A 12,080-nucleotide genomic window follows, 5' to 3' on the forward strand; every position below is an offset into this window, starting at 1 on the left:
AATGACACAGGCCGCGAACCGACGCACCCTGTCGGACCAGTTTCTTGACCGGGCGGGCTGGGGCGCGGCGGGCCGCGTCTTTCTGGCGGGCGACGCTTCTGACCGCAGTTATCAAAGGGTTACGCTATCGGGCAAAACCGCCGTTCTGATGGATGCCCCGCCCGGCAAGGGCGACGATCCTGCGCAATTCCTAGTGATCGCGCGACATCTGACCGGGCTTGGCCTGTCGGCACCCGGCTGTCTTGCCGAAGATCTGCAACACGGCTTTCTGCTGCTGGAAGATCTGGGAGACGGTCTTTTCTCCCGCCTGATTGCCGATGATCCGGCGCAGGAAGTGCCGCTCTATCAGGCGGCCACCGATGTGCTGTTGCATCTTCAATCCCAACCTGCACCGCCGGACCTGCCCAATCTGTCCGCTGCCGATTGGGCCGAGGCTGCCGCCTTTGCACTGGACTGGTATCGCTTTGCCATCACCGGCGACCGGGTTCCGACCGACGATTTCCAAGCAATTTTGGCCGATTTGCTGCATTGCTATGCCGACGGGCCAAGGGTCTTGATCCTGCGGGATTATCACGCACAAAATCTGCTGTGGCTGCCCGCCCGGCAGGGGTTGGCCCGCGTCGGGCTGCTGGACTTTCAGTTGGCGCAGATGGGGCAGCCTGGCTACGATCTGGTGTCGTTGTTGCAAGATGCGCGGCGCGATGTGCTGCCTGATACGGAAGAGCAGATGATCCGCCGGTTTGCAGCCGGGGCAGGACATGAGGGGGCCGCGTTTCGCCGCGCTTACTCCGTTCTGGGTGCCCAGCGCGCCCTGCGGATTCTGGGCATCTTTGCCCGGCTGTGTCTGGTAGGGGGCAAGCCCGGCTATCTGCCTTTGCTGCCTCGGGTGTGGCAGCAGTTGCAGGCCAATCTGCGGCAGCCGGGGATGGAAGGGTTGCAATCTTTGTGCAGCGCCCTGTTGCCACCGCCCGATCCTGCCGCCCTTGCGACCATGGAGGCGAAATGCGGCCTTTTCCGCTGATGCTGTTCGCCGCAGGCAAGGGCACCCGCATGGGTGCGCTGACCGCAAACTGCCCCAAACCGCTGATCAAGGTGGCGAGCAAACCGCTGATCGATCACGCGCTGAACCTTGCAGCGGCCGCGCGGGCGCGGCCCATTGTCGTGAACACCCATTATCTGGGCGATCAGATCGTGGCCCATCTGTCCCATCTGCCCATTGCCGTCAGCGCCGAGGATGATCTGCTGCTGGAAACCGGGGGTGGACTGCGCAAGGCCTTGCCGCTGCTGCAATCCTCGCCGGTGATGACGCTGAACAGTGATGCCGTCTGGACCGGACAAAACCCCCTACTGCAACTGTCGCAACATTGGGACGATAGCCGGATGGACGCGCTGCTTTTGCTGGCCGCGCCCGGCAATGCGCGCGGCCATACCGGGCAGGGCGATTTTCTGATGGACGATCAGGGTCGCCTTGTCCGCGCAAAGGGCGCGCCGGGGCTGGTGTATCTGGGCGCGCAAATCCTGCGAACGGATCGGCTGGCCGAAATTTCGGAGCAGATCTTTTCGCTGAACCTGCTGTGGGACCGTCTAATCGCCTCGGGCCGGGTCTTCGGGCTGGTGCATCAGGGCGGCTGGTGTGATGTTGGCCGACCCGAGGGGATTGCCGAGGCCGAGGCACTGTTGGCCGGGGCCAGGGCATGACCAAAGGCATCTTCTATCTGCCCCCCGGCGCAAATTTCGCCACCGATCTGGTCACTGGTCTGAAAGGCCGCCTTGCCGGGCAACCACCCGAAGCCATCGCGCGGGTGACCCTGTTTTTGAACACGGCCCGGATGCGGCGCGAGGTCGAACTGGCCTTTCGCCAAGGCGGGCCCACGCTTTTGCCCAAGCTGCGCCTGATCACCGATCTGCCCGACGATCCGCGCCTTGGCGTGCCGCCCGCTGTGCCGCCCCTGCGCCGACGGCTGGAACTGGGCCAACTGGTCGCCCGCCTTCTGGACAGCCAGCCCGATCTGGCACCCCGCGCCGGAATCTTCGACTTGGCCGACAGTCTGGCCCAGTTGGGAGAGGAAATGCAAGGCGAGGGTGTTTCAGTTGAAACCGTGGCGGGGCTGGATGTGTCGGGCCATTCCGAACACTGGGCGCGCACGCGGCAATTTCTGTCGATCATCGCGCCACATTTGCAGGACGGCAACGCCCCCGATGCGGGGCTAAGACAGCGTCTTGCGGTCGAGGCGCAGATGGCCCTTTGGGCCGCCGATCCACCGCAGGATCCGGTGATCGTTGCAGGCTCTACCGGCTCGCGTGGTACGACGGCGCTGTTGATGCAGGCTGTGACCCGGTTGCCGATGGGCGCGCTGGTACTACCGGGGTTTGACGCCGATCTGCCGCCCGAGGGCTGGGCGGCGTTGCAGGATTCGCTGACAGCCGAGGACCATCCGCAATACCGTTACCGCCGGTTGGCCGATGATCTGGGCCTTTCGCCGACCGATTTCCAACCGTGGAGCGGGGCGGCGGCGCCCAGCCCCGACCGGAATCGCCTGATATCGCTTTCATTGCGGCCTGCACCTGTGACGGACCGTTGGCTGGCAGAGGGGCCACATCTGCCCGATTTACGCGGGGCGACCGCCGAAATGACGCTGATCGAGGCCCCGACCCCAAGGTCAGAGGCACTGGCCATTGCCCTTGTCTTGCGACAGGCCGCCGAGCAGGGCCGCACTGCCGCCGTTATCACGCCCGACCGCACATTGGCCCGGCAGGTGACAGCGGCATTGGACCGCTGGCGCCTTGTGCCGGATGATTCCGCCGGTCGCCCGCTGGCACTGTCTGCGCCGGGCCGGTTCCTGCTGCATGTCGCCGATCTGTTCGGGGCCCGGCTGACGGCAGAACGGCTGCTGATCCTGCTGAAACACCCACTGACCGCCAGCACGGGTGACCGTGGCGCCCACCTGCGCCTGACCCGAGAGCTGGAACTGCGATTGCGCCGCCATGGCCCGGTTTTTCCCACGGCGGCAGACATTCTGCATTGGGCCAGTGCGCAGGATGCACCCGAGGCCCCGGCCTGGGGGACGTTTCTTGCCAGAACACTGGCCGTTTTTGTTCCCGAGACGGAACAAGCGCTGCCCCTGTCGGACCATGTTCACCGCCACCGCGATCTGGCCGAGGCGTTGGCGCGCGGCACCCATGAGACCGGCAGCGGAGCGCTGTGGCTGAAAGAAGCGGGCGAACAGGCGCTTGCCGTCATGCAGGATTTGCAGGCCGAGGCCCCTCATGGTGGCGCGATGTCTGCAACCGAATACCGCGATCTGTTCAGCGCGGTGCTGACACAGGCAGAGGTGCGCGAGGCGGCGCAAAGCCACCCCCGAATCATGCTGTGGGGCACGGTCGAGGCGCGGATACAGGGGGCCGATCTGGTGGTTCTGGCCGGGCTGAACGATGGCACATGGCCCCAACTGCCGCCACCCGACCCCTGGCTGAACCGCGCCATGCGCAAAGAGGCGGGGTTGCTGTTGCCAGAGCGGCGCGTCGGCCTTTCCGCACATGACTATCAACAGGCGGTTGCCGCGCCCGAAGTGGTGCTGACACGGTCTGTCCGCGACGCCGAGGCGGAATGCGTGCCGTCGCGCTGGCTGAACCGGTTGATGAACCTGATGTCCGGCCTGCCCGAACAGCACGGGCCAGAGGCCCTGTCCCTGATGCGCAACCGGGGGGGGCATTGGCTGGCCTTGGGTGCGGCGCTGGAAGCCCCGTCTTTGGCGCAGATGGCCGACCCGCGTCTTGCGCCCGCTGGCCGGCCCGCGCCGCAGCCGCCCGTTGCCCAACGCCCGCGCCGGTTGGCGCTGACCGCAATTGCCCGGCTGATCCGCGATCCTTATGCGATTTACGCGCGCCATGTGCTGCGGCTTTATCCGCTGGACCCGCTGCACCCCGTTGCCGATGCCCGCGACCGGGGGAATGCCTTTCACCTGATTCTGGAACGCTTTGTCCGGGAGCGGCCCGAAGACGAGGCGCTGGCGGCGGCCCGCGCGCGCCTCTTGGCCACCGCTGCCGAGGTGCTGGAGGCCGAGGTGCCCTTTCCTGCCGCCCGCGCCCTGTGGCTGGCGCGGTTTTCACGCGCGGCGAACCATGTTCTGACGCAAGATCGCAAGCGGGGCGGGGCCGCCCTTCTGGTCGAATCCAAGGGCCAAATCACTGTGCCCGGCCATGACTTCACCCTGTTCGGTACGCCCGACCGGATTGACCGGCTGCCCGATGGCCGTCTGCATCTGATTGACTATAAGTCCGGCACGCCCCCGACGAAAAAGCAGCAGGACCATTATGACAAGCAGTTGCTGCTGGCGGCTGCCATGGCTGAAAGGGGCGGCTTTGCCGAGATCGGGCCCGCCGACGTGGCCGAGATCAGCTATGTCGGGCTGGGCGCGGGCGAAAAGGCGGTAGAAACCGAAATTACGCCCGAGCTGACGGGCAGCGAATGGGACAAGTTTGTCCTTCTGATCGAGCGGTATCATCGCCGTGCAACTGGCTATACCGCCCGCCGTGCCGTGTTCGAAGACCGGATAGAAGGCGATTATGATCACCTGTCGCGCCTTGGCGAATGGCAGATGTCGGACCGCGCGGCGCCCGCGCCCGTCGGGCCAGAGGAGGGGGGCGCATGATCCGCGATGCAGCCAGCGAGCGTCAGGTTCAGGCCGCCCATCCGCAAGCCTCGTCCTGGATTGCGGCCAATGCCGGGTCGGGCAAGACGCGGGTTCTGACCGAACGGGTGGCGCGGCTGTTGCTGTCGGGCGTGCAGCCGCAGCATATCCTGTGCCTGACCTATACCAAAGCCGCCGCAGCCGAGATGCAGAACCGCCTGTTTCGCCTGCTGGGCGAATGGGCGATGAAGCCTGACGCCGATTTGCGCGCCGCCCTGATCCAGTTGGGCGAAGCGGGCGCGCTGCCTGCCGAAGATCTGGCCCGCGCCCGCCGCCTGTTTGCCCGCGCGCTGGAAACGCCGGGCGGGTTGCGCATACAGACCATTCACAGCTTTTGCGCCACGCTATTGCGCCGCTTTCCGCTGGAGGCCGGTGTTGCCCCCGCCTTTCAGGAGCTGGATGACCGGGCCGCGCATCTGATCCGGTCGGAAATTCTGGAAGATATGGCAGACCGCACGGACAAAGGGCTGGTGGCCGAACTGGCGCAGGTCTTTTCGGGCGATGATTTTGCGACGCTGGCGCAAGAAATCAGCGCCCAGCGCGCCGCCTTTGCCAAACCCTTGTCTGAAAGCGCGCTGCGCGACCTGTTCGGGCTGGCCGAGGAAGAGACCGAAGCCAGCCTGCTGGCGCGCGTATTTCTGGGCGATGAAGCGTCACTGTTTAGCCGAATAGTGCCACTTTTGCGTGCCGGAAAGACAACGGACCAAGCCACCGCCGACACTCTGGCGGCGATTGATTTGTCATCGCCTGATCTTGGAACGCTCGCCGCGCTTGAGGCGCTTTTCATCTATGGCGCCGACACCAAGCAGCCGAATTGTGCCAAGACGGGCCGGCTTCCGACCAAGGATTGCCGGCCGATGCTGGGCGCGGACCTTGACCGCCTTCACGATCTGATGCGCCGGGTGGAATCTGCCCGACCGCAGCGGCTTGCGCTGAGGGCGGCTGAAAAGACGGCGCTGATGCAACGCTTTGCCGCGCGGTTTCTGCCGCTGTACGAGCGGGCAAAGGCCGCACGGGGGCGATTGGATTTCGATGATCTGATCCAGCGCGCCAAGGCCCTGTTGACCGACCGGGCGCTGGCTGCATGGGTTCTGTTCCGGCTGGATGGTGGCATCGACCATATTCTGGTTGATGAGGCGCAGGATACCGCGCCCGATCAGTGGCGCATCATCGAATTGCTGACAAGCGAGTTCACGGCGGGCGAAGGCGCCCGGCCGGGGGCCCGCACCCTGTTTGTCGTGGGCGACAAAAAGCAGTCGATCTATTCGTTTCAAGGGGCAGATGTCGCCGCCTTTGACCGCAAGCAAAGCGACTTTCAGGCCGATTTTCGGGCCGCAGACCTGCCGTTTCAGACACTGGAAATGGAGTATTCCTTCCGGTCGTCGCAAGCCGTGCTGCGGCTGGTTGACGAAACCTTTGGCTCTCGGTTCCCCGAGGCGCTGGGCGCGCATATGCACCACATTGCCCACAAGGACACCATGCCGGGGCGGGTAGACCTGTGGCCGCTGATTGAGCCGACCAAGGTCGAGGCGGATACGGAGTGGGAAAACCCGGTCGATCTGGTCGCCGAAACCCACCACACCGCGCGATTGGCGCAACAGATCGCCCAGCAGATCGGCGATATGATCGCGGCCGGAACTTCGATCCCGGTGGATGTGCGGGAAGACCCGCGCGGCCATCGGGCGGTGCGGGCCGGGGATTTTCTGATTCTGGTTCAGCGCCGATCGACCCTGTTTTCCGAGATCATCCGCGCCTGCAAGAAAGCCCAACTGCCGATTGCGGGGGCCGACCGGCTAAAGCTGGGGGCAGAGCTTGCGGTCAAGGATCTGACGGCGCTGCTGCGCTTTTTGGCAACGCCAGAGGACGATCTGTCGCTGGCTGCTGTGCTGCGGTCACCCCTGTTCGGCTGGACCGAGGATGAATTGCACCGGCTGGCGCAACCCCGTCGCGGGTTCCTGTGGGAGGCCTTGCGCAATGATTTGGCGCAGCCAGAAACGGTTGCCGTGCTAAAGGATTTGCGCGATCAGGCCGACTTTCTGCGGCCCTATGAACTGCTTGGCCGGATGCTGACCCGGCACGATGGCCGGCGCCGTCTGATCACCCGGCTGGGTCAAGAGGCCGAAGACGGGATTGATGAGCTGTTGAACCGGGCGATAGCCTATGAAACGGCGGAAGTGCCCAGCCTGACCGGCTTTCTGATCTGGCTAGATACGGGCGAAATCGAGGTCAAGCGCCAGATGGACAGCGCGGGTGACCGTATCCGCGTGATGACGGTTCACGGCGCCAAGGGGCTTGAGGCGCCGATTGTCATCTTGCCCGACACCACCGACCGCGAACCGCGAGAGCGCGATGAGGTTCTGCGGTTGGCCGATGGCACCGCCGCGTGGAAAACCCCCGCCGATGACAGCCCCGCCCTGATTGCCGAGGCGCGCGAGGCCCGGCGCAAGCGGCTGGCGCAAGAAGGGCTGCGGCTTTTGTATGTCGCACTGACGCGAGCGCGGTGCTGGTTGATCATTGCCGGGGCGGGCGACGTCAAGACCGAGCGCAAGACCGGACCGAAAGACCCGCTGGACTGGGCGTGGTATGCCCATGTGCAGGGCGGGATGCGCGCGGTTGGTGCTGTTGCGGGTATTGGTGGCAGCCTGCGCTATCAAACCGGCGATTGGCCGCAACCTGCGCCTCTCTCTGACATACACTCTGCCGAACCGGTCCCGCAGCACGCATTGCCGGACTGGGCAAGCGCCCTGTTGCCCCCCGTCGAGGAACCGGCCCGGACGCTTTCCCCGTCTGATCTTGGCGGAGCCAAGGCCTTGCCCGGCGAGGGGATGGATGTCGAGGCGGCAAAGACGCGAGGCACCGCCCTGCATCAGTTGCTGGAGCATCTGCCGCAGGTGCCACCCGACCAGCGGCCCGCCCTTGCCGAACGGCTGGGTCCACTGACGCAGCAGGCTTTGCCAGAAGTGCTTGATCTGCTGGCCGCGCCCGCGCTGGCGCATGTCTTTGCGCCCGGCGGCCTAGCAGAGGTGCCGGTTTCCGCCGTTGTGGCTGGGGTTCAGATGATGGGCACCATTGACCGGCTGATCGTGACAGATGACAGCATTCTGGTGGTTGATTTCAAATCGAACCGCGTTGTCCCTGCGACCGTGGCCGAGGTGCCCGAAGGCATCCTGCGGCAATTGGGTGCGTATGAGGCGGCGCTGGCGCAAATCTGGCCGGATCGCCGGATCGACCTTGCGATTTTGTGGACCCGCACCGCCAACTTGATGCCCGTGCCATGCAATATCGTGCGGGCCGCCTTGCAAAGAGCCGCAATCCCTTGACGCCAGAGGGCGGTATGCCTAGCTTCGTTAGCCGACCCCTTTCGTTTGGAGATGCGCCATGGGTGCGAACACCGTCGCCGTGACCGATGCCACTTTTGATGCCGAAGTCCGCAAATCGGACATTCCAGTTATCGTGGATTTCTGGGCTGAATGGTGCGGCCCTTGCCGCCAGATCGGCCCGGCCCTGGAAGAGCTGGCTGCCGAATATGCCGGCAAGGTCAAGATCGTGAAGGTCAATGTTGACGAAAACCCCGACAGCCCGGCGGTTCTGGGCGTGCGCGGGATTCCGTCGCTGTTCCTGTTCAAGAATGGTGAGGTTGTGTCGAACAAGGTTGGCGCGGCGCCCAAGGCGGCACTGGCCAACTGGATTCAATCGGCGATCTGACGCCGGTTTTCTGGCACGATTGGGGCGCCCGCTGTGGCGCCCTTTTCTTTTGCGCTTGCCCAACCCCATATGACGGCAAGGTTCGGAGGCGGATATGGCGGAAGACAAATTTCCTGGCTGGCACGGCACCACCATTCTGGCAGTGCGGCGCGGCGGTGAGGTTGTGGTGGCGGGCGACGGGCAGGTGAGCCTGGGCCAAACCGTGATCAAAGGGACGGCGCGCAAGGTGCGGCGGCTGTCGCCGGGTGGGCAGGATGTGGTGGCAGGCTTTGCCGGATCGACCGCCGATGCCTTTACCCTGCTGGAGCGGCTGGAGAAAAAGCTGGACGCCGCCCCCGGTCAGCTGGCCCGCGCCTGCGTTGATCTGGCCAAGGACTGGCGGATGGACAAATATCTGCGCAACCTTGAGGCCATGCTGATCGTGACCGATGGCGCGGCGATCTATGTTCTTACCGGCGCGGGCGATGTGTTGGAACCAGAGCATGACGTTGCCGCGATCGGGTCGGGTGGGAACTATGCCCTTGCGGCGGCGCGCGGCCTGATGGCGACCGATCTGGGTGCTGAAGAGGTGGCCCGCCGCGCGATGGCGATTGCCGCCGACATCTGTGTTTATACCAATGGCAACCTGACTGTAGAGCGGATTGCGAAATGAGCAGCCTGACCCCGCGAGAGATCGTCTCGGAACTTGACCGCTTTATCATTGGCCAACGGGATGCCAAGCGCGCCGTCGCCGTCGCCCTGCGCAACCGTTGGCGCAGGAAGCAACTGGGCGCCGAGATGCAGGAAGAGGTCTATCCCAAGAACATCCTGATGATCGGGCCAACGGGTGTGGGCAAGACCGAGATTTCGCGCAGGCTGGCCAAACTGGCCAAAAGCCCGTTCCTGAAGGTTGAGGCGACCAAGTTCACCGAGGTGGGTTATGTTGGCCGCGATGTGGACTCGATCATACGCGATCTCGTTGATGCAGCCCTGATCGAAACCCGCACCCGGATGCGCGACGATGTGCGCGCCAGGGCAGAGCGGGCCGCCGAAGACCGCGTGATCGAGGCGCTGGCCGGCAAGGAAGCCCGTGAGCAGACGCGCGAGATGTTTCGCGGCAAGTTGCGGCGCGGAGAATTGAACGACACGCTGATCGAGATAGAACTGCCGGACAATGCCGCGCCGGTCGGCATGTTTCCGATGGCGCCCGGCATGGAAAGCCAGATGCAGGGCTTGCAGGATCTGTTCAAGGCTTTTGGCGGGCGCACCACCCGGCGCAAGGTTACTGTCTCTGACAGCCACGACCTGCTGATGAGCCAGGAAGCCGACAAGCTGTTGGATGACGAGGCGGTGCGTGCCGCAGCACTGGAGGCAGTGCAGGAAAACGGCATCGTCTTTTTGGACGAGATCGACAAAATCTGCGCCCGCGCCGATGCGCGGGGGGCCGATGTCAGCCGCGAAGGCGTGCAGCGCGACCTGTTGCCGCTGATCGAGGGAACGACGGTTTCCACCAAATATGGCCCGGTGCGAACCGACCATATCCTGTTCATCGCCTCTGGCGCGTTCCATGTTGCCAAACCCTCTGATCTGTTGCCGGAACTGCAAGGCCGCCTGCCGATCCGGGTTGAGTTGTCACCGCTGACCGAGGAGGATTTCGTGCGCATTCTGACCGAAACCGACAATGCGCTGACCCGGCAGTATGCCGCGCTGATGGCGACGGAAGAGGTGCAGGTTTCTTTTACAGAAGATGGCATTGCCGCACTGGCGCGCGTGGCCGCCGATGTGAACCGCAGTGTGGAAAACATCGGTGCGCGGCGGCTGCATACCGTGTTGGAACGGGTGTTCGAAGAGCTTTCCTTTACCGCCCCAGACAGGTCAGGCGAGGTGGTTACGGTGGATGCGGCCTTTGTCGAACGAAATGTCGGCGCTTTGGCACGTTCGGCCGATATTTCGCGCTATGTGCTGTAGGTGAGCAGATCGCCGCGGCGGCAATCTGGATTTGTCATTAGCTCGGGATGAACCGATGAACCGATTTGCCTTGCTGATGTTGGTTTCGCTGGCGGTGGCCTGTGCCCCGAGGGGACGGATCACCTATGTGCCGCAGGCGGCCAGCGTGGGTATGGTCGAGCAGGTTTATGTCAGCACCACGCGCGATCCGCTGCCAGAGGGCGGGTTTGGAAATGAACGCAGCGAGACCGCCTCGTATGCGCGCTATGACATTTCTGTTCCACCTGTGCGCAAGCTGGGCAGCATTGATTGGCCACCAAAGCATGGCAAACCGGACCCACGGCAGCACTATCTGACAACGGCGGCGAAAACCTATCCGCAGACGGCGGCCTTTCGTAAAGATCTGGCCGCCGACCTCCGCCGGAATGGCGGCGAGGCTGTCATCTTTGTGCATGGCTACAACAACAACTTTTCCGAAGGGCTGTACCGGGTTGCACAGCTTTCCCATGATCTGGAGATTCCGGGCGTGGAGGTGCATTATTCCTGGCCTTCGGCGGCCAATCCTCTGGGCTATGTCTATGACCGCGACTCGGCGATCTTTGCCCGCGACGGGCTGAGCGATCTGCTGCACGAAATTGATGCGGCGGGTGCAAAACGCATCCTGCTCGTCGCCCATTCGATGGGGTCGGCGCTGACGATGGAGGCCCTGCGCAGCCTTGCCTTGCGCGGCGACCATAAAACCATGGCGAAGCTGTCGGGCGTTGTTCTGATCTCTCCTGACATTGACGTGGATGTGTTCCGCGAACAGGCGAAGTCGATCGGGGCATTGCCGCAGCCATTCCTGATTTTCGGGTCCAACCGCGACAAGGTGTTGCGCTTCTCTGCCGGTCTTACGGGGCAAAAAGAGCGCCTGGGGTCGCTGTCTGATCTGACGCGGCTGTCCGACCTGAAGGTGACATTCCTTGATGTGGGCGCCTTTGCCAAAGGATCGTCGCATTTCCTTGTGGCAGATTCTCCGGCGCTGATCCTGCTGCTGGGGCGGATCGGTGAAGTGGACACTGTGCTGGAGGCCGAGCGGGCACGGCGGGTTGGCCTGTTGCCGGGCGTGGTTCTGAGCGTTCAGAACGCCACGCAGATTGTACTGCGGCCAATTGGGACGGTAGCAAATGAGCTGACCCGCTAGGGGCGGGCCCTATCGGCGGCGCAGATAGACATAGCAGGCCCCGGAGCCGCCGTGGCGCAAATGCGCCTCGGCCACCTGTTGCACGGCCAGACCCAGGGGCGGAAGGCGCAGCCAGTGGGGCACCTGCTGGCGCAACACGCCGCCCTGGCGGTGCAGATGGTCGTCTTCGCGACCCGGCTTGCCCTTGCCCGTGATGACAAGAACCAATCGATGGCCCTGCTCTTGTGCGCCAAGGATAAAATGGATCAGTTCGCCATGGGCCTCGGCGAGGGTCATGCCATGCAGATCAATCCGCGCCTCGGGGGCCAGCTTGCCGCGCGTCATGCGAGCATGGGTCTTGGCGTCCATGCGCAAGGGCGACTCTGCCGGTCGCACGGATTTGGGTGGCAGTTTTTCACCCAGACGAAAGGCCGGCAGTTTGGGCGGAACAGGGGGCGGATCTACCGGGGATATGGCTGGCTGCGCGGCAGGCAGCACGGTTTTGGCCCGATGGCGGATGTTGGGCGTGACGGTGCTGGCCACGGCCTGCCAGAGCGCCTGCTCTTCCGGGTGCAGATCGCGGCGACGCGCCATGA

9 protein-coding genes are annotated in these 12,080 nt (G+C 64.1%); 8 read left to right on the forward strand and 1 reads right to left on the reverse strand.

What is annotated here, in order from left to right; genetic code table 11:
* The first annotated feature begins 1 nt into the window (after position 1).
* The 8 genes from JI744_RS13100 to JI744_RS13135 all read left to right on the forward strand — a co-directional run bounded on the left by JI744_RS13100 (position 2) and on the right by JI744_RS13135 (position 11,505).
* Entirely contained in the window at positions 2–1,021 is a 1,020-nt protein-coding gene (locus tag JI744_RS13100) for an aminoglycoside phosphotransferase family protein (protein WP_202661735.1), read from the forward strand.
* Complete coding sequence (locus JI744_RS13105) at positions 1,003–1,698, forward strand: nucleotidyltransferase family protein (RefSeq protein WP_202661585.1); 696 nt, start codon at positions 1,003–1,005, stop codon at positions 1,696–1,698. Before JI744_RS13100 ends, JI744_RS13105 begins: the two co-directional genes overlap by 19 nt.
* Complete coding sequence (addB, locus tag JI744_RS13110) at positions 1,695–4,652, forward strand: double-strand break repair protein AddB (protein WP_202661586.1); 2,958 nt, start codon at positions 1,695–1,697, stop codon at positions 4,650–4,652. The genes JI744_RS13105 and addB overlap by 4 nt, the downstream gene beginning before the upstream one ends.
* Positions 4,649–8,011, forward strand: coding sequence for a double-strand break repair helicase AddA (addA, locus tag JI744_RS13115; protein ID WP_202661587.1), 3,363 nt, complete (start codon positions 4,649–4,651; stop codon positions 8,009–8,011). The genes addB and addA overlap by 4 nt, the downstream gene beginning before the upstream one ends.
* A 58-nt stretch (positions 8,012–8,069) precedes the next feature.
* Positions 8,070–8,396, forward strand: coding sequence for a thioredoxin (trxA, locus tag JI744_RS13120; RefSeq protein ID WP_202661588.1), 327 nt, complete (start codon positions 8,070–8,072; stop codon positions 8,394–8,396).
* Between the two features lie 94 nt (positions 8,397–8,490).
* Positions 8,491–9,048: an ATP-dependent protease subunit HslV gene (hslV, locus tag JI744_RS13125; protein WP_202661589.1), complete on the forward strand. Its 558-nt coding sequence runs from the start codon at positions 8,491–8,493 to the stop codon at positions 9,046–9,048.
* Entirely contained in the window at positions 9,045–10,343 is a 1,299-nt protein-coding gene (hslU, locus tag JI744_RS13130; RefSeq protein ID WP_202661590.1) for an ATP-dependent protease ATPase subunit HslU, read from the forward strand. The genes hslV and hslU overlap by 4 nt, the downstream gene beginning before the upstream one ends.
* Before the next feature lie 55 nt (positions 10,344–10,398).
* Positions 10,399–11,505: an alpha/beta hydrolase gene (locus tag JI744_RS13135; protein ID WP_202661591.1), complete on the forward strand. Its 1,107-nt coding sequence runs from the start codon at positions 10,399–10,401 to the stop codon at positions 11,503–11,505.
* A gap of 9 nt (positions 11,506–11,514) precedes the next feature.
* On the opposite strand, the gene JI744_RS13140 is transcribed toward JI744_RS13135, so the two are convergent.
* A complete protein-coding gene (locus JI744_RS13140) occupies positions 11,515–12,078 on the reverse strand; it encodes a Smr/MutS family protein (protein ID WP_202661592.1) in 564 nt (187 codons plus the stop codon).
* Positions 12,079–12,080 lie beyond the last annotated feature (2 nt).

Origin of the sequence: Fuscibacter oryzae, from assembly GCF_016765795.1 — a bacterium.
GTDB classification, from domain to species: domain Bacteria; phylum Pseudomonadota; class Alphaproteobacteria; order Rhodobacterales; family Rhodobacteraceae; genus Fuscibacter; species Fuscibacter oryzae.